15 protein-coding genes are annotated in these 17933 nt (G+C 73.5%); 8 read left to right on the forward strand and 7 right to left on the reverse strand.

What is annotated here, in order from left to right:
• The first annotated feature begins 25 nt into the window (after positions 1-25).
• From nirB to ACFVN5_RS10655, 6 genes are all read left to right on the forward strand, one after another.
• Positions 26-2632, forward strand: a complete 2607-nt coding sequence (gene nirB / locus ACFVN5_RS10630; RefSeq protein ID WP_376955052.1) for a nitrite reductase large subunit NirB — start codon at positions 26-28, stop codon at positions 2630-2632.
• Entirely contained in the window at positions 2629-3405 is a 777-nt protein-coding gene (gene cobA / locus ACFVN5_RS10635) for a uroporphyrinogen-III C-methyltransferase (protein WP_376955053.1), read from the forward strand. Before nirB ends, cobA begins: the two co-directional genes overlap by 4 nt.
• Positions 3402-4532, forward strand: a complete 1131-nt coding sequence (locus ACFVN5_RS10640) for a uroporphyrinogen-III synthase (RefSeq protein WP_376955054.1) — start codon at positions 3402-3404, stop codon at positions 4530-4532. Before cobA ends, ACFVN5_RS10640 begins: the two co-directional genes overlap by 4 nt.
• A 141-nt stretch (positions 4533-4673) precedes the next feature.
• On the forward strand, positions 4674-6074 hold the full coding sequence (locus ACFVN5_RS10645; protein ID WP_376955055.1) for an MFS transporter: 1401 nt from the start codon (positions 4674-4676) through the stop codon (positions 6072-6074).
• A gap of 11 nt (positions 6075-6085) precedes the next feature.
• On the forward strand, positions 6086-8257 hold the full coding sequence (locus ACFVN5_RS10650) for a molybdopterin oxidoreductase family protein (protein WP_376955056.1): 2172 nt from the start codon (positions 6086-6088) through the stop codon (positions 8255-8257).
• The gene (locus tag ACFVN5_RS10655) at positions 8254-9906 is read left to right on the forward strand and encodes an FAD-dependent oxidoreductase (protein WP_376955057.1); all 1653 of its coding nucleotides are present in this window, start codon (positions 8254-8256) and stop codon (positions 9904-9906) included. The genes ACFVN5_RS10650 and ACFVN5_RS10655 overlap by 4 nt, the downstream gene beginning before the upstream one ends.
• Before the next feature lie 107 nt (positions 9907-10013).
• On the opposite strand, the gene ACFVN5_RS10660 is transcribed toward ACFVN5_RS10655, so the two are convergent.
• The 7 genes from ACFVN5_RS10660 to ACFVN5_RS10690 all read right to left on the reverse strand — a co-directional run bounded on the left by ACFVN5_RS10660 (position 10014) and on the right by ACFVN5_RS10690 (position 15929).
• Entirely contained in the window at positions 10014-10775 is a 762-nt protein-coding gene (locus tag ACFVN5_RS10660) for a sirohydrochlorin chelatase (RefSeq protein ID WP_376955059.1), read from the reverse strand.
• A gap of 205 nt (positions 10776-10980) precedes the next feature.
• Positions 10981-11670: a tRNA (guanosine(37)-N1)-methyltransferase TrmD gene (gene trmD / locus ACFVN5_RS10665; protein ID WP_376955060.1), complete on the reverse strand. Its 690-nt coding sequence runs from the start codon at positions 11668-11670 to the stop codon at positions 10981-10983.
• Between the two features lie 10 nt (positions 11671-11680).
• The gene (rimM, locus tag ACFVN5_RS10670) at positions 11681-12328 is read right to left on the reverse strand and encodes a ribosome maturation factor RimM (RefSeq protein WP_376955061.1); all 648 of its coding nucleotides are present in this window, start codon (positions 12326-12328) and stop codon (positions 11681-11683) included.
• Position 12329: 1 nt separating this feature from the next.
• Positions 12330-12566 carry an RNA-binding protein gene (locus ACFVN5_RS10675; protein WP_148734738.1) on the reverse strand — a complete coding sequence of 79 codons (237 nt, stop codon included), beginning with the start codon at positions 12564-12566 and terminating at the stop codon, positions 12330-12332.
• A gap of 3 nt (positions 12567-12569) precedes the next feature.
• Positions 12570-12992: a 30S ribosomal protein S16 gene (gene rpsP / locus ACFVN5_RS10680; protein WP_376955062.1), complete on the reverse strand. Its 423-nt coding sequence runs from the start codon at positions 12990-12992 to the stop codon at positions 12570-12572.
• 163 nt (positions 12993-13155) lie between these two features.
• Positions 13156-14607 carry an aminopeptidase P family protein gene (locus ACFVN5_RS10685; RefSeq protein ID WP_376955063.1) on the reverse strand — a complete coding sequence of 484 codons (1452 nt, stop codon included), beginning with the start codon at positions 14605-14607 and terminating at the stop codon, positions 13156-13158.
• The gene (locus ACFVN5_RS10690) at positions 14604-15929 is read right to left on the reverse strand and encodes an alpha/beta fold hydrolase (protein ID WP_376955065.1); all 1326 of its coding nucleotides are present in this window, start codon (positions 15927-15929) and stop codon (positions 14604-14606) included. Before ACFVN5_RS10690 ends, ACFVN5_RS10685 begins: the two co-directional genes overlap by 4 nt.
• Positions 15930-15992: 63 nt before the next feature.
• Here ACFVN5_RS10690 and ACFVN5_RS10695 point away from each other — a divergent pair, with 63 nt between their 5' ends.
• Positions 15993-16937, forward strand: coding sequence for an ornithine cyclodeaminase family protein (locus ACFVN5_RS10695; RefSeq protein WP_376955066.1), 945 nt, complete (start codon positions 15993-15995; stop codon positions 16935-16937).
• Positions 16937-17920 carry a proline racemase family protein gene (locus ACFVN5_RS10700; RefSeq protein ID WP_376955067.1) on the forward strand — a complete coding sequence of 328 codons (984 nt, stop codon included), beginning with the start codon at positions 16937-16939 and terminating at the stop codon, positions 17918-17920. The genes ACFVN5_RS10695 and ACFVN5_RS10700 overlap by 1 nt, the downstream gene beginning before the upstream one ends.
• Positions 17921-17933: the final 13 nt, after the last annotated feature.

Genomic DNA, 17933 nt, shown 5'->3' on the forward strand with positions numbered 1-17933 from the left:
CTGCATTCCGAGCCATGGAGGCCCCATGACCGAGACCACTCCCACCCCCACCGGGGTCCGCGACGTCGTGATCGTCGGCGGCGGACCCGCCGCCCACCGGCTCGCCGACAGCCTGCACGCCCGCGACGAGGAGCGCACGCTGCGCGTCACCGTCGTCGGAGAGGAGCTGCACCGCCCCTACGACCGGGTGGCACTGAGCACCAGGCTGGCGGATGCCGCGACCGACCTCACCCTCGAACCCACCGCGATGTGGGACGAGGGCCACACCCGGCTCGTCACCGGCGAGCGCGTCGTCGCCGTCGACGCGGCGGCGCGCACCGCGACCACCTCGGGCGGAATGGTGCTGCCGTGGGACGAGCTCGTGCTCGCCACGGGCTCGAGCGCGCCGGTGCCCGACCTCCCCGGGCGCGACCACGCGCGTGTCTACCGCACGATCGACGACGTCGACGCGCTGGTCGCCGAGACGCGCGAGCTCGCCGAGCGCCACGGGCGCCCCGCGCAGGTCGTCGTCGCCGGCGGCGGACTCCTCGGCCTCGAGGCGGCGGGCGGGCTCGCGAAGCTCGGCGCGCACGCCGCCGTGGTGCACTCGGGGGGCTGGCTCATGTCGGCGCAGCTCGACGAGGGCGCCGGTCGCGCGCTCGGGCGCATCATCGCCGGCCAGGGCATCGGCCTCCACCTCGGCGCGCGTCCCTCCGCGGTCCTCGTCGAGGACGACGCGGTCGTGGGCGTCGAGCTCACGACCGGACGCACCGTCGCGTGCGACCTCATCGTCTTCGCGATCGGGATCAGCCCCCGCGACGAGCTCGCCCGCGACCTCGGCCTCGAGCTCGGACCGCGCGGCGGCGTCGCCATCGACACCTCCTGCGCGGCATCCGCCGCCGGCATCTGGGCCATCGGCGAGGTCGCGAGCTTCGAGGGCCGCTGCACCGGCCTCGTCGCCCCCGCGAACGCGATGGCCGAGGTCGTGGCCGACCGCCTGCTCGGCGGCGCCGCGGAGTTCACGAGCGTCGACGACGCCACGAAGCTCAAGCTCTCGGGCGTCGACGTCGCGAGCTTCGGCGACGCGCTCGCCCGCACCGAGCAGGCGCTCGAGATCGTCTACGCCGACCCGGCACGCGGGCTCTACCAGAAGCTCGTCATGACCGACGACGCGAAGACGCTCCTCGGCGGCATCTTCGTGGGCGACGCGTCGCCGTACGCCTCGCTGCGCCCCCTGCTCGGCACGGAGCTGTCGGCGGAACCCGCCGCCTACCTGTCCGCCTCGGGCATGGAGGCGCCCGCGGGCGACGAGCTGCCGGCGTCCGCACTCGTCTGCGCGTGCAACAACGTCAGCGCCGGCACGATCCGCGACGCGGTGAACGGCGTCGGCCACGAGGAGGGCTGTACCGAGCTCGGCGCGCTGAAGACGTGCACTCGGGCGGGCACCCAGTGCGGCTCGTGCGTGCCGCTCGTGAAGAAGCTGCTCGAGTCCGAGCTGACGAAGTCGGGCCAGGCCATCTCGCGCGCGCTCTGCGAGCACTTCGAACTGTCGCGGCAGGAGCTCTTCGAGAGCGTGCGCGTGCTGGAGCTCACCTCGTTCGACGAGATCATCGGGCGGCTCGGCACCGGACGCGGCTGCGACGTCTGCAAGCCGGTCGTCGGCTCGATCCTCGCGTCGCAGCACGGCTCGTACATCCTCGACGGCGGACGCGGCGGCCTGCAGGACACCAACGACCGCGCGATGGCGAACATGCAGAAGGACGGCACGTACTCGGTCGTCCCCCGGATCCCTGCCGGCGAGGTCACGCCCGAGAAGCTCGCGGTCATCGCGCAGGTCGCGATGGAGTTCGGGCTCTACACGAAGATCACGGGCGGCCAGCGCATCGACCTGTTCGGCGCCCGGCTCGACCAGCTGCCCGACATCTGGAGGATCCTCGTCGACGCGGGCTTCGAGTCGGGCCAGGCGTACGGCAAGTCGCTGCGCAACGTGAAGAGCTGCGTCGGCTCGACGTGGTGCCGCTACGGCGTACAGGACTCGGTCGCCATGGCGATCCGGCTCGAGCTCCGGTACCGCGGGCTCCGCTCGCCGCACAAGCTGAAGTTCGGCGTCTCGGGCTGTGCGCGAGAGTGCGCGGAGGCCCGAGGCAAGGACGTCGGCGTCATCGCCACCGACCAGGGCTGGAACCTCTACGTCGGCGGCAACGGCGGCTTCCAGCCGGCGCACGCGCAGCTGCTCGCGAGCGACCTCGACGACGAGACGCTCATCCGCTACATCGATCGCTACATGATGTACTACATCCGCACCGCCGACCGGCTGCAGCGCACCGCGCGCTGGATGGAGGACCTCGAGGGCGGCGTCGACCACGTGCGCGAGGTCGTCGTCGACGACTCGCTCGGCCTGGCCGACGAGCTCGAGGTGGCGATGGCCAAGCACGTCGACACCTACGAGGACGAGTGGGCGGCGACCCTCGCGGATCCGGAGCGACTCCGGCGGTTCCGCTCGTTCGTGAACGCGCCGGGCACGCCCGATCCGTCGGTCGCCCGGGTCCCCGAGCGCGGGCAGTTCCGCCCGGCGACCGCCGAGGAGCGGGAGCGCGGTGAGGCCGTGCTCGTCGCCGGCACCACGATCCCCGTACGGGGAGCCGACGCATGACCGGCCGGGTGACCCTCGTCGGCGGCGGTCCCGGCCGCGAGGACCTCCTCACGCTCGCCGCGGTGCGCGCGCTGGCGGCCGCCGATGTCGTCCTCTACGACCGGCTCGCGCCGCACGAGGGCCTGCCCGAGCTGGCACCGAACGCCGAGCTCGTCGACGTCGGCAAGCGACCCGGACATCACGCCATCCCCCAGCACGAGATCGAGGCGCTCCTCGTCGCGCACGCCCTCGCGGGGCGGCACGCCGTGCGACTCAAGGGCGGCGACCCGTACGTGCTCGGCCGCGGCGGCGAGGAGGTGCTCGCGTGCCACCGCGCCGGAGTGCCGGTCGAGGTGATCCCCGGCGTGACCAGCGCGGTCGCCGTGCCGGGCGCCGCCGGCATCCCGCTGACGCATCGCGGCGTGAGCCACCTCTTCACGGTCGTGTCGGGCCACGCCCCGCTCACCGAGGCGGAGCTCGAGCACCTCGCGGGCCTCGGCGGCACGATCGTCGTGCTCATGGGCGTCAACTCGCTGCCGTCGCTCACCGCGGGCCTCGCGCGCGCCGGCATGTCCGCCGGAATGCCCGTCGCGATCATCGAGCGCGGCTTCTCCGCCGACCAGCGCACGACGGTCGGCGACCTGTCCGACATCGTCTGGGCCGCCGGGTGCGCACGCGTCTCGTCGCCCGCGGTCGTCGTGGTCGGCGAGGTCGTGCGGCTGGCCCACGACGGCGACGCCGCGGCATCCGAGCTCATGGAGCGCGCAGCGGGCTACGCGGCGGTGGCCACGTGACCGACGTCATCGAGTGCCCGCCTGGCTTCCGGCCCGACCAGCTCGCGGGGTTCCGCATCGGGGTCACGAGCGACCGGCGCTCGGCCGACCTCATCGACGCGCTCGCCCGGCGCGGCGCCCAGGTCGTGCACGCGCCGACGCTCCGCATGACGAACGCGGTCTCCGACGACCCCGTCATCGCCGACACGCGCGCGATCATCGCCGCGCGGCCCGACGTGCTGCTCGCGACGACCGCCTACGGCGTGCGTCGCTGGTTCGAGGTCGCGGATGCCGCGGGCCTCGGCGAAGACCTCGTCGACGCGCTCGCCGACACGGCCATCCTCGTGCGCGGGCCGAAGGCCCGGGGCGGCGTGCGCGCCGCCGGCCTCAACGACGTGGGCATGAGCGCGGAGGAGACCACGGAGTCCCTCATCGACGAGGTGCTCGCGAACCATCCGGCCGGGCTCACGGTCGCGGTGCAGCTGCACGGGTTCCTCAACCCGTCGCAGCTCGACCGGCTGCGCGACGCGCACGACCGCGTGCTCACCGTCGAGCCGTACCGGTGGGTGCAGCCCGACGACGGCGACGACCGCGTCGACCGGCTCATCGAGGCCGCCTGCACGGGTGGCCTGGACTGCATCACCTTCACGAGCGCGCCGGCCGTGCACGCGCTGTTCGGCGCCGCGGAGGCGCGCGGGCGCTACGACGACCTCGTCGACGCGATGTGCGGCCCCGTCGTGGCCGCGGCCGTCGGACCCGTCACCGCGCAGCCGCTCGTCGCGGCCGGGATCGTGCCGATCCAGCCCGAGCGGTTCCGCATGGGGGCGCTGATCCGGCTCGTCTGCGAGCACCTGGAGTCCTCGCGGGTCATCCGCCTCGACACCCGGCACGGCCCGCTCGCCCTGCGCGGCTCGGTCGTCGACGTCGACGAACGGCGGGTCCCGCTCGCCCCCGTCGCGCTCATGATCCTCCGCACGCTCGTGCAGGCGCGCGGCTCCGTCGTGGGCCGCGAACGGCTCGCCTCGGGCCTGCCGGGCACGAGCGACGAGCACGCCCTGGAGGTGGCCCTGAGCCGCCTGCGCCAGACGCTCGGCGTCCCGGGACTCATCGCCACCGTCGTCAAGCGCGGGTACCGGATCGATGTCTGACCACGACCTCACACGGACGCCCGCCGAGGGTGAGCAGGTGGAGACGCAGGGTTTACCACCGGACCGATCCGAGGAAACACGCCGCCCATAGCGTCGGCTGCACGAGCTCCACCACGTGACCGACACCCCCCGGAGGCACCGATGACCGAGACCCTGAGCGCCGCTCCCCCGCACGGCGCACCGCCGCAGGCCCCCGAGTCCACCGCGCCCGCCCTCGCCACCCGGCCGGGCCGCTGGATCGACAACTGGAACCCCGAGGACACCGCCCAGTGGCCGTCCCAGGGCCGCGCGATCGCGCGCCGCAACCTCAACTGGTCGATCTTCGCCGAGTTCCTCGGCTTCGTCGTCTGGCAGCTCTGGAGCATCGTCGCGGTGACGCTCCCCGCGGCCGGCTTCGACCTCGGCACCGGCGAGGTCTTCTGGCTCATCTCGATCCCGAGCCTCGTGGGCGCCACGCTCCGCATCCCCTACTCGTTCCTGGTCCCGAAGTTCGGCGGCCGCAACTGGACGATCATCTCGGCGGGGCTCCTGCTGCTGCCGACCGTCGCGCTGGCCGTCTGCGTGTCGAACCCGGAGACCCCGTTCGGCGTGCTCCTCGCGGCGGCGGCCCTCGCCGGCTTCGGCGGCGGCAACTTCGCCAGCTCGATGTCGAACATCACCTACTTCTACCCGCAGAAGGAGAAGGGCTGGGCGCTCGGCCTCAACGCCGCAGGCGGGAACCTCGGGGCATCCGTCGCGCAGTTCGTCGTGCCCATCGTGATCACGATCGGCGCGGGCGCCACGCTCAACCTGCCGGTCGCCGGCTGGATCTGGATCCCGTTCATCCTCGTCGCGATGTTCGGCGCCTTCCGCTTCATGGACAACCTGTCGAACGCGAAGGCCGACCTCGCGGGCTCCGCCGCGGCGCTCAAGGAGCCGCACCTCTGGCTGCTCTCGCTGCTGTACATCGGCACGTTCGGGTCGTTCATCGGCTTCGCGAGCGTCTTCCCGAAGCTCATCGCCGACCAGTTCCCCGACTTCTCGACGATCGCCGTCGGCGGCGCGTCGGTCTCGCTCGCGTTCCTCGGTGCGCTCGTGGGCTCGCTCGCCCGCCCCTACGGCGGCCGGCTCTCCGACCGCTTCGGCGGTGCCCGCATCACGATGCTCGCCTTCGCGGCGATGGGCACCGTCACCGTCGGCGTGCTGCTCACGCTGCCGCTCGGCAACTTCTGGCTGTTCCTCGGATGCTTCCTGCTGCTGTTCGCCGCAGCGGGCATCGGCAACGGCTCGACGTACCGCATGGTGCCCGTGGTCTTCGCCGTCCGCGGCGGCGGCACGGGCGACGTGTCCACCCAGCGCAAGGCCGCCGCCGCCCTCGGGCTCATCTCCGCGATCGGCGCGTACGGCGGCTTCCTCATCCCGCAGGCGCTCAACCTGTCGTTCCAGGCGACGGGCGGTTACGCCGGCGCCTTCCTCGGGTTCGTGGTCGGCTACGCCGTGCTCCTCGTGCTCACCTACGTCGTCTACGTGCGGTCGGGCCGCATGGGCGCGCACAAGATCTGAATCGAGGCCGCGTGACCCGTCCCGCCGACTCGCACTGCCCGTACTGCGCCCTGCAGTGCGCGATGACCCTCACGCCCGTCCCGGCGGTCCCTGAGCCCGTCGAAGGGACCGCAGCGGCCACGCCGCCGGCCACCGCGCCGGTGACGATCGCCGGCCGCGACTTCCCGACGAACCGCGGCGGGCTGTGCAAGAAGGGCTGGACCTCGGCCGAACTGCTCCGCGCACCCTCGCGCCTCGGCGCCCCGCTCCTGCGGGGCGCCGACGGCGCGTTGCACGAGGCGAGCTGGGACGAGGCACTCGACCTCGTCGCGACGCGTCTCCGCGGCATCCGCTCGGCGCACGGGGCGGACGCGGTGGGCGTGTTCGGCGGCGGCGGGCTCACGAACGAGAAGGCGTACCTGCTCGGCAAGTTCGCCCGCCTCGCGCTCGGCACGAGCCGCATCGACTACAACGGCCGATTCTGCATGTCGTCGGCCGCGGCGGCCGGCAATCGCGCATTCGGCATCGACCGCGGGCTGCCGTTCCCGCTCGAGGACCTCGACGGCGCGTCCACGATCCTCCTCCTCGGCACGAACGTCGCCGAGACGATGCCGCCCTTCATCGGGCACCTCTCGGGCGCGCAGGCGGCGGGCGGCCTCGTCGTCGTGGACCCGCGCCGCACCGCGACCGCGCGGCTCACGGACGACGGGAAGGGCCTCCACGTGCAGCCCGCGCCCGGCACCGACCTGGCGCTGCTGCTCGGCCTCATCCACGTCGTGATCGCCGAGCGCCTCGTCGACGAGGCGTACGTCGCCACGCGCACGGTCGGGTTCGACCGGCTGCGCCGCAGCGTCGCGTCGTGGTGGCCCGAGCGCGTCCAGTCGGTCACGGGCGTGGCCGCGCTCACCCTGCGGCGACTCGCGCGACGGCTGGCCTCGGGCGAGGGTGCCTTCATCCTCACGGGCCGCGGCGTCGAGCAGCACGTCGACGGCACCGACACCGCGACCGCCGCGATCAACCTCGCGCTCCTGCTCGGGCTGCCGGGCCGCGCCGGCAGCGGGTACGGCACGCTGACGGGCCAGGGCAACGGCCAGGGCGGCCGCGAGCACGGGCAGAAGTGCGACCAGCTCCCCGGGTACCGCAAGATCGTCGACCCCGACGCTCGCGCGCACGTCGCGCGTGTGTGGGGCGTCGATCCCGACGTGATCCCCGGACCGGGCGTGCCGGCCGTCGAGCTGCTGCAGTCGTTCGGTCGGCCGGGCGGAGTGCGCGCGCTCATGGTGCACGGCTCCAACCTCGTGGTCTCGTCACCGAACGTCGAGGCCGTGCGCGCGGGCCTCGAGCGCCTCGACCTGCTCGTCGTGTGCGACTTCTTCCTCTCCGAGACGGCGGCGGTGGCCGACGTCGTGCTGCCGATCACGCAGTGGGCGGAGGAGGAGGGCACGATGACGAACCTCGAGGGACGCGTCATCCGTCGCCGGCGTGCGATCACGCCCCCGGCCGGCGTGCGCGACGAGCTGTGGATCCTCGCGGAGCTCGCGCGGCGCCTCGAGTGCACCGCCGCCTTCGACACCGACCCCGAGTGGGCCTTCGAGGAGCTGCGGCTCGCCTCGGAGGGCGGCATCGCCGACTACTCCGGCATCGACTACGCGATGCTCGACCGGGGCGAGGCGGCCTACTGGCCGTACCCGCGCGGCAGCGTCGGGACGCCGCGCCTCTTCGCCGACCGGTTCGCGCACCCCGACGGGCTCGCCCGCCTGGTGGCCGTCGCGGTGCGCGAGTCGGCGCGCCGGCGGCCGGGCGACGGCGAGCTGACGCTCGTCACCGGGCGGCTGCTCGAGCACTACCAGAGCGGCGCGCAGACCCGGCGGGTGCCCGAGCTGCTCGACGCCCAGCCCGAGGCGCTCGCCTCGCTGCATCCGGCCACCGCCGACCGGCTCGGCATCGCCGACGGCGACGACCTCGAGGTGGTGAACCACCGCGGCGCCGTGCGCGTCCGGGCGCGGCTCACGACCGACATCCGGCCCGACGCGGTGTTCCTGCCGTTCCACTACGGCGACGAGCAGGCCGCGAACCTGCTCACGTCGGACGCGGTCGACCCCATCTCGTCGATGCCCGAGTTCAAGACCAACGTCGTGCGCGTCATCCGCCTCGCGGGAGATGTCGGCGACGCACGCCTCACGGAAGCCGGGGTCCCCGCATGAGCGCTCTCCGGATCGTCCTCGTCGGATACGGGCCGGTCGGCGCCCGGTTCGTGGAGGAGCTGCTGCCCTCGGTGCGCGCCGGCGCGGTCGAGCTCACGGTCGTCGCCGGGGAGGACGTCGAGGCGTACAACCGCGTGCTCGTCGCCGAGCTCGCCGTGGGCAACACCGACCTCGACGCGATGCTCGTCGGCGATCGGGAGGCCGCGGAGGAGGCCGGAGCGCGCGTGCTGCTCGGCGTCGCTGCGACCTCGATCGACCGGGTCGCGCACACCGTGCGCCTGAGCACGGGCGAGGACCTCGCGTACGACCGCCTCGTGCTCGCCACCGGATCCCGGGCGAACGTGCCGACGCTCGACGGCGTCGAACGCGACCGCCGAGACCTCGCCTCGCTCGAGAAGTACGCGCGGCAGCTCGTGGCCCGCGACGACGACCTGCCCGCGGGCATCACGGCGCTGCGCGACCTCGCCGACGCCGAGCGCGTCCTCGACGCCGTGCGCGAGCGTCGCCGCATCATCGTGCTCGGCGCCGGTGTGCTCGGACTCGAGCTCGCCCTCGCTGCCGCCCACGCCGGCGCGCAGGTGTGCGTCGTGCACCACGGCCCGCACCCCATGCCGCGCAACCTCGACCGGGGCGGCGGCCAGGTGCTGCGGGCGGCCCTCCGACGCACCGGCATCACCGTGATTGCGCACAGCCGCGCCGAGGCGGTCGCGTTCCGCACCGACGACGACGGCCGTCGCCGGTTCGACATGCTCGTGACCGCCGACGGCAAGCAGTTGCGCGGCGACCTGCTCGTGCTCTCGTGCGGCGTCAGCCCCCGCAACGAGCTCGCCACGCTCGCGGGCCTGCGCACGGCCGTCGGCATCGTCGTGAACCCGCAGTTGCAGTCATGGAGCGATCCCGACGTCTACGCGATCGGCGACTGCGCCCAGGTCGTCGAGCGCACCGACGAGCTCGCCGGGCAGCGCGTGCTCCCTGGAGCGCCGTCGGGGCTCATCGGCCCCGGATGGCGCCAGGCGGCGTGGCTCGCCGAGGCGTTCGCGACCGAAGCGGGGCAGCGCGCCGGCGACGGCGCGGGCGGCGACGACGCGGGCGGCGCGCGCGGCGCGGGCGGCGACGCAGTGCCCGCCGAGCGCGACCCGATCGTCATGCTCAAGGCCGAGCACATCGACGTCGTCGCCGTCGGCGACATCTCGGCCGACCCTTGGGACGACGACGCGCTCCACCCGCGCCGGCGCGTCTCGCAGTGGGCCGACCCCGAGCACCTGCGCTACGTGAAGATGGTCACCGAAGAGGGCGCCCTGACGGGCTTCGTGAGCGTCGGGATGCCGCGGACGGCCGCCGAGCTCACGCTGCTGTTCGAGCGCCGCGGCGAGCTCCCGGCCGACCGCTCGCTGCTCCTGCGCTTCGACGGTCCCGACTACGACCCGAGCGAGGACGCCGACGCGTTCGCGCCCACCACGACCGTGTGCTGGTGCAACGGCGTGACCGTGGGCCGCATCGAGGAGTCTGCCGCGTGCGGCAGCACGACCGTGGAGTGCGTCGGCCGCGACACCCGCGCCGGCACGGGCTGCGGCGGCTGCAAGGGCCGCATCGCGGAGGTGCTCGCACGCGTGGCCGAGGCGGACGGGTCGCCGAGCCTCACGGCGTGAGGCGTGCCCGTGCCCACCCGCCCGGGGCATGACGGCCGCCGTCGACCGGCGCTCGCCGGCCTCGAGCGGTCGCAAGCCATGCGGACCGCGCGCTCACGCGCAGTGCGTCAGGCGGGCTCCCAGTCGTTCGCGTCGACCGCCGCGTAGCGCTCGAGCACGAGCTCGACGAGCTCGTGCGGAGCCGGGTGGTCGGGCAGCAGCAGCGGCTCGGCGATGAGGTCTCCCCCGGCGCCCGCGGCCGCGTCGTAGAAGGTGCCAGGTGCGAGCAGGTACGCGCCGATGACGACGCGCGTGCCCGGGTGCACCTCGCGGATCATCTCGATCGCGTCGGGGAGTCGAGGGATCGCCGCCGCGATGAACCCGACGGTCACGGGCCGTCCGAGGCGCTGGCCGAGCCGTCGCGCGGTCTCGAAGCACTCGCGCACCGCACGGGGGTCGTTCGATCCGGCGGCGGCGAGCACGACGGTGTCCTCCTCGTCGAGGCCCAGGTCCCGGAGGCGCCGCGCGAGCACGGCGACGATGCGGTCGTCGGGTCCGAGCTCGTCGGCGAGCTGGGCGCCGCCGCCGAGGCGGTCGAGTCCGAGCGAGAGTCCGGTGCGCACGTGGAAGCCCGCCGAGAGCACGAGCGGCACGATGACCGCGTCGGGTTCGGCCGCTGCGGCGAGGGATGCCGCGACGTCGCGGTTCGCGGCATCCACGAAGCTGATCGAGACGTCGAGCTCGGGCCGCTCGGAGGCGACCGCGTCGACCAGCCGGATCACGGCCTCGCGGTTCTCCGCGGAGGGGGCGCCGTGCGTGACCGCGACGAGCCGGAGGGGGTGGATGCCGGGTATGTCCGCCGGCACGACCGCACCGCTCGTCCCGACCATGTTCCGCCCCGCGCTTCCCGGCGGAATCCGGTCTCGCCGCCGGTTTCGACGCTATGCACGGCGTGTTTCGCAGACGGGGCCCATGTGTTTCCGGGACGTGAAGACTGCCTCACGCCTGCGGCGGACGGGTGCGTGGCGGGGGTGCGCGCTGCCGCACAGCCGCGCAGGGATGCGGGACGCGGCATCCGGTTGCGCCTGCAGAGCGTCAGTCGTCGAGCAGCTCGGGCCGCACACGGCGGGTGCGCTCGACCTGCTGCTCGTGCCGCCACGCGGCGATCGCGCCGTGGTTGCCCGAGAGCAGGACGGGCGGCACGTCGAGTCCCCGCCACGAGGCCGGCTTGGTGTAGCTCGGGTACTCGAGCAGGCCGTCCTCGTGCGACTCCTCGACGAGGCTCTCGGGGTTGCCGACGACGCCGGGCACGAGCCGTCCGGCGGCCTCGATCATGGCCATGACGGCGACCTCGCCGCCGTTCAGCACGTAGTCGCCGAGGCTGATGAGGCGCACGCGCATCCGCCCGGCGTAGTGGTCGACGACGCGCTGGTCGATGCCCTCGTATCGTCCGCAGGCGAACACCAGGTGCTCCTCGGTCGCGAGCTCGCGGGCGAGCGCCTGCGTGAACCGCTCGCCGGCGGGCGACGGCACGACGAGCAGGGCGTCGGATGCCCCGTCGCCCACGATCGCGTCGAGCGCCTCGCCCCAGGGCTCGGGCTTCATGACCATGCCCGCGCCGCCGCCGTAGGGCGTGTCGTCGACGGTGCGGTGCCGGTCGTGCGTGTGCTCGCGGAGGTCGTGCGTGCGGACGTCGATCAGCCCCGACTGCCGCGCCTTGCCGAGCAGCGACAGGTCGAGCACGTCGAAGAACGACGGGAAGATCGTGACGATGTCGATCCGCATGGGGCCGACCCTACTCGGCGGGGTCGTCGGTGCGGTCGGATGCCGCGGCGTCGCCGTCGGCGGGGGCTTCGGCGTCCACCTCGGTGCTGCCGGCCTCGGCGGCGGGCGCCTCGGGCTCCTCGGGGAGCTCCTCGAACAGCCCGGCGGGCGGCGTCACGGTGAGCGTGCCGGCGGCGATGTCGACCTCGGGCACGATGGCCGACACGAACGGCACCATGACCTCGCGGCCCTGGGCCTTCACGATGAGCAGGTCCTGTGCGGGGAGGTGGTCGACGTGGACGACCTCGCCGACCTTCACGCCGTCGCGCATGACGGCGAGGCCCACGAGCTGGTGGTCGTACCAGGCGTCGTCCTCGGGCGTCTCGTCGTCGACGTGCTCGACCCAGAGGATGGCCTTCACGAGGCCCTCGGCCGCAGTGCGGTCGTCGACGCCCTCGAAGAACCCGACCGGGTGGCCGTTGTACCAGCGGAGCTCGCGGAGCGTGAGGTGCTTGCCGTGCCACGGCGAGGACTCGGGCACCTGCAGCGAGAACTCGGCGCCCGGCACGAAGCGGCGCTCGGGGTCGTCGGTGTAGAGCTCGAGCTTGATGGCGCCCTTGAGGCCGTGCGCCTTGGTCAGGCGGCCGACCCTGAGCTGCGTCCGGGGTGCGCGCGCCACGTCAGTCGTCGGTGTCGACGACGTCGACCCGCACGCGACGACCGTCGGCGAGCGCGGTCACGAGGGTGCGGAGCGCCTTCGCGGTGCGGCCGGCACGGCCGATCACGCGACCGAGGTCCTCGGGGTTCACGTGAACCTCGAGGACCTCGCCGCGTGCGCTCGACGCGGTGACGACCTTCACGTCGTCAGGGTGATCGACGATCCCCTTGACGAGGTGTTCGAGCGCGGACTGGAGCAAGGCCTACGCCTCGTCCGTCGTGGTCTCGTCGGCGTCGGCGGCCTCGGCGGGGGCCTCCTCGGCCTTCGCGGGCTTCTCGGCCTTGGGCTTGAGGACCGGCTTCTTCGACTCGTCGGCGACGAACGCGGTCTTGGCCTCGGCGACCTGGACGGTGGACTTCGCGTCCTTGTCGCCCTTGAACTTGCCCCAGTCGCCCGTGAGCTTGAGGATGGCGGCGACCTGCTCGGTCGGCTGGGCGCCGACGGAGAGCCAGTACTGCGCGCGGTCCGAGTCGACCTCGATGAACGAGGGGTTCTGGGTGGGGTGGTACTTGCCGATCTCCTCGATCACACGACCATCGCGCTTGGTGCGCGAGTCGGCGACGACGATGCGGTAGTACGGCGCCCGGATCTTGCCGAGGCGCTTGAGGCGGATCTTGACAGCCACAATTCTCCTGAAAATGTCGAAAGAGGTTGAACCGATCGCCTGGAGCGTGGGGTGCACACCCGGCGGAAGCTCGAAAATGGTCGGACCACGGCCGGATAGAGGGTCGGGCGGCGGTCCAACCAACCATTCTGCCAGATCGCGACGGATGCCGCGAACCCGCGCGTCAGTGGAGGGCGGCCATCCACGCCTCGATGCCGGCGGCGTCGATCGGGAGGCCTGACGACAGCACCTCGGAGCCCCGGTCGGTGACGAGGACGTCGTCCTCGATGCGCGCGCCGATCCCGCGCAGCTCGGGCGGCAGGGTCTCGTCGAACGCATGGAAGTACAGGCCGGGCTCGACCGTCAGGACCATGCCCGCCCGCATCCTCGCACCCTGGTACGCCGCGTGGCTCGACGAGGCGCAGTCGTGCACGTCGATCCCGAGGTGATGCCCGACGCCGCAGACGATGAAGCGGCGGTGCTGCTGCCCCTCGGGCGAGAGGGCCTCGTCGACCGAGACCGGCAGGATGCCCCAGTCCGAGAGCCCCTGCGCGATCACCTCCATCGACGCGGTGTGGAAGTCGACCCAGTCGCGACCCGGACCGACGGCGGCGAGGCCGGCGCGGTGGGAGGCCTCGACGAGGTCGTGCACCTGGCGCTGCACCGGGCTGAACGTGCCCGAGGCGGGCACCGTACGCGTGACGTCGGCGGTGTACGCCGAGCGTCGCTCGACGCCCATGTCGAGGAGCAGCAGCGCCTCGGGGTCGACCGCGCCCTCGGCGCGCACCCAGTGCAGGATCGGCGCGTGCGCACCCGAGCCGACGATGGTGGCGTAGCCGGGACCGGCGCCGAACGTGCGGGCGTGCCGGTCGAACGTGCCCTGCAGCCAGCGCTCGCCGCCGCGGGCGACCGCGCGCGGGATCTCGAGCGCGGTCGCCGCGAAGCCGTCGACCGTCGCGTCGACGGCGGCGCGCAGCTCGGCGATCTCCCAGTCGTCCTTGACCATGCGGAGCTCGCCGAGCACCTGCGCGAGCTCGCCGGAGCGGGGGTGGCCGCCGAGCACCGACAGCGGGCCGTTCGCGGGCACGGCGCCGGCGAGCAGCGCGTCGCCCGGCAGGACGAGCTCCTCGATGCGGCGGGTGCGGACGCCCAGCGCGTCGGCGTACTCGCCGAGACCGGGCATCGGCCCCACCCAGAGCTCGCCGCGCAGCGGGTCCCCGAAGAACGAGGCGTCACCCGGTCGGAAGGGCGCCGGGAGGTAGAGGACGGCGTCGTGCCCGCCGGCCACGGGCTCCAGCACCACGATCGCGTCCTCGATGCCGACGCCCACGAGCCAGAGGAAGTCGCTGTCGGCGCGGAACTCGAAGGCGGTGTCGTTCGCACGCATGGGCGCACGGCCGGCCGCGATCGCGAGCGTCCGGCCCGGCAGAGCCGCCGAGAGGCGATCCCGGTGTGCTGCGGTGGCCGCGGGCGACCCGCTCGGCACGACGGGCGTGCGGTCGGCCTCGCCCCATCCGTCGAGCATCCAGGCGCTGAACCCCGGCGCGTCCGCGAGGCGCGGCATCCGCGGGTCGGGCTCGGCCGGCCGGGGCATGGAGCGGGCCTCGGTGTCGACGACGGCGCAGTCGGTGGTCATGCGGTCTCCTCCCGGCTCGCTCGTGGCGAGCCCGTCGTGGTGGTGCGCACGCCGAGGCGGACCTCGAGCGCGTCGAACAGCCGTTCGCCGACGGCGCCCCGATGCAGGCCGTCGTGCTCGTGCTCGTTGGTGACCCAGGCGTGCAGTGCTCCGACGCGCCCGGCCGTCTCGAGCGAGAGCCCCGCGTCGACGTACATGTCGTCGAAGTAGACCGCCGCCTCGATCGGGACCTCGTTCGCGGCGAGCCGCGGCAGGTCGTACAGGTCGATGGGCGTGTGCGACGCCGCGAGCAGCTCGACGCCCGCGCGGAAGCCGCGCAGCGCCCGGATCTCCTCGAACATCCATGGGAACACCATCTCGCCCGTGAACTGCAGCGGTCGCGCCTCGGGCGCGAAGTCGGGATGCGCCGCCCGTGCGCGCTCGGCGGCCCAGGCGGTCGGACCCGGCCCGTAGATCGCCTCCTGCAGCGCGATGAACAGCGGATTGGGCCGGAAGCCGGTCTGCTCCTGGAGGTCGGCGAGGAACGTCTGGGTCAAACGCTCCTCCGCGGCATCCGCGAAGGCCTCGTCGAGGACCCAGTGCACGCGGTCGTAGCCGACCGACATGCCGAAGTCGAAGCCCAGCGCCTGGAAGCGGCGCACCGTCAGCCGGTCGCCGTCGGGCAGGCGGACGTCGGTCGCGTCGAGCACGTCGGCGATGCGCGCGACACGGTCGGCGAGGTGCGGGAACCGCGCCCGGAATTCGGCGTTCTTCGCGCGCACGCGCGGGAAGGTGCGCGCGTACACCGCATCGGCCGACGGCTCGATCCCAGGCAGGCCGCCGGTCACCGCCGAGGCGACGACCGCCTCGGGTGCGACCGACAGGTAGTGCAGGGTGAGGAAGCCGCCGTAGCTCTGGCCGAGCGTCCACCACCGCGTGCCGTCGTAGTGGCGGTGGCGGACCGCCTCGAGGTCGCGGATGATCGCGTCGGCGCGGTGGAGCGCGAGCCGCCGGGCCGACTCGACGGCCGGCAGCTCCGCGACGTCATCGCCGTCGAGGGGGGTCGACCGTCCGGTGCCGCGCTGGTCGGGCAGCACGACGCGGAAGCGCTTGAGCGCCGCCTCGAGGAACCCCTCGCGGCCGAGCGGCCGCGGCGACTTCCCACCGGGCCCGCCCTGCAGGTACACCAGCAGGGGCAGGTCCTCGCCCGCACGTCGGGCGTCGACGAGCTCGCGATGGAAGACGCGGATCGTCTCGCCGTCGGGGTCGTCCCAGTCGAGCGGGACCGTGGTCCACAGGTCGCGTGCGAGGATGTCGCGACCGATCAGGTAGCCGTTGCTCACCGTCCGACCGTAACAGGTGCCATGTTACGCAGCACCTAGTCCGACTGGTGTATACCTGTTGCCATGACCGGCCTCCTCGATCGACTCGTCGTGATCGACGCGACGGAGCTCCGCCGCCGTGTGCCGATGCGCGTGGCCGTCCGAGCCGTGCAGGCGGTGCTCGAGTCGGGGTTCGACCCCGCACGCGACCCCATCCGCACCATCGTCGACGTCGAGCACGGCCAGCTCCTGCTGATGCCCTCGGACCTCGGCCGGTACGTCGGCCAGAAGCTCGCGACGGTCGCGCCCGGCAATCCCGCCCGCGGCCTCGAGCGCATCCAGGGCGTCTACCTCCTGCTCGACGGCGAGACGCTCACGCCGGTGGCGATCCTCGACGGCACCGAGCTCACGAGCATCCGCACGCCGGCCGTCTCGGCCGCCGGCGTCGACCTCCTCGCGCCGGCCGACGCTCGCTCGCTCGTCGTCTTCGGCACCGGGCCCCAGGGCATCCGCCACGTCGAGGCGATGCGGGCGATCCGCCCGATCGAGCGCGTGCGGTTCATCGGCCGCGATCGGGCCCGTGCCGACGAGGCCGTCCGTGCGATCGAGGCGCCCGGGCTGGATGCCGCGGTCGGATCGGTCGACGACGTGCGCGATGCCGACCTCGTCGTGTGCGCGACCACGGCGCGGACGCCCCTCTTCGAGGCGGACCTCGTCGCCGACCACGCGGTCGTCGTCGCCGTGGGATCGCACGAGCCCGATGCCCGTGAGCTCGACGCGGCCCTCATCGCCCGCAGCCAGGTGGTCGTCGAGACCCCGGAGGTCGCGCTCCGCGAGGCCGGCGACGTCGTGCTCGCGATCGAGGAGGGTGCGTTCGACCCCGGACGCCTCGTGTCCCTCGCCGAGGTCGTCACCCGACGCGTGCCGGTCGACGTCGGCCGTCCGCGCGTCCTCAAGACCAGCGGCATGGGCTGGGAGGATCTCGCTGTCGCGACGGCGGTGCTCGACCACGGAACGGAGGCCGACTGATGCGCTGGACGACAGAGGACTGGCACACGGCGGGCGAGCCGTTCCGCATCGTCGACGGCGTCGCAACGGATGGCACGACCGTCGCCGAGCGCCGCGTCCGCGCGATGACGGGCGATCCGGACGCGGTTCGACGGTTCCTCTGCCTCGAGCCACGTGGCCACGACGACATGTACGGCGGGTTCCTGACCCCGCCCGACGACGACGGCGCCGACTTCGGCGTCCTGTTCTGGCACAAGGACGGCTTCTCGACCGCCTGCGGGCACGGCACCATCGCGCTCGGCGCGTGGGCGGTGCGCACCGGCCGCGTCGCGGCCCCCGACGACGGCGAGGCCGTCGTCACGATCGACGTCCCGAGCGGTCGGGTGCAGGCGCGCGTGCAGCGCGAGGGCGGGCGGACCACCGGGGTCGTGTTCCGCAACGTCGAGTCCCGGGTGCTCGAGCGCGGCATCCGACTGGCGACGACCGCCGGCGGGGTCGAGGTCGACCTCGTCTTCGGCGGCGCCGTGTACGCGACCCTGCCCGCCGCGGCGGCCGGCCTGACGGTGGCCCCCGAGCACACGAGCGAGCTCATCCGGATGGGTCGCGAGATCAAGTGGGCGCTGAACGACCATCCGGCGGCACAGCTCGACGATGCGCGCCTGTCGGGCGTCTACGGCACGATCTGGGTCGACGAACTCGGCCGCACCGAGCGCGGCCCGTGGCAGCGCAACGTGACCGTCTTCGCCGACGGCGAGGTCGACCGCAGCCCGTGCGGATCGGGCACCGCGGCGCGCGTCGCGCTGCTCGCGCACACCGGCGCGCTGCGTGACGGCGAGGTGCTCACGCACGACTCGATCATCGGGACCCGCTTCCTCGCACGGATCGCCGAACGCACCGCCGACGGCGTGATCCCCGAGGTGACGGGCCAGGCGTACCGCGTCGGCTGCAGCGAGTTCGAGCTCGACGAGGGCGATCCGCTCGCCGACGGCTTCAGCCTCCGCTGAGCCGGGCGAGCGG

Origin of the sequence: Agromyces sp. NPDC057865 (assembly GCF_042796995.1) — a bacterium.
In the GTDB taxonomy this organism is placed as follows: domain Bacteria; phylum Actinomycetota; class Actinomycetes; order Actinomycetales; family Microbacteriaceae; genus Agromyces.

Bases quoted from the DNA above. Each gene is read 5' to 3' on its own strand.
- ACFVN5_RS10645 (WP_376955055.1), top strand. From the start codon at position 4,674: ATGACCGAGACCCTGAGCGCCGCTCCCCCGCACGGCGCACCGCCGCAG.
- nirB (WP_376955052.1), top strand. From the start codon at position 26: ATGACCGAGACCACTCCCACCCCCACCGGGGTCCGCGACGTCGTGATC.
- ACFVN5_RS10695 (WP_376955066.1), top strand. From the start codon at position 15,993: ATGACCGGCCTCCTCGATCGACTCGTCGTGATCGACGCGACGGAGCTC.
- ACFVN5_RS10655 (WP_376955057.1), top strand. From the start codon at position 8,254: ATGAGCGCTCTCCGGATCGTCCTCGTCGGATACGGGCCGGTCGGCGCC.
- ACFVN5_RS10685 (WP_376955063.1), bottom strand. From the start codon at position 14,607: ATGACCACCGACTGCGCCGTCGTCGACACCGAGGCCCGCTCCATGCCC.
- cobA (WP_376955053.1), top strand. From the start codon at position 2,629: ATGACCGGCCGGGTGACCCTCGTCGGCGGCGGTCCCGGCCGCGAGGAC.
- ACFVN5_RS10660 (WP_376955059.1), bottom strand. From the start codon at position 10,775: ATGGTCGGGACGAGCGGTGCGGTCGTGCCGGCGGACATACCCGGCATC.
- ACFVN5_RS10700 (WP_376955067.1), top strand. From the start codon at position 16,937: ATGCGCTGGACGACAGAGGACTGGCACACGGCGGGCGAGCCGTTCCGC.
- trmD (WP_376955060.1), bottom strand. From the start codon at position 11,670: ATGCGGATCGACATCGTCACGATCTTCCCGTCGTTCTTCGACGTGCTC.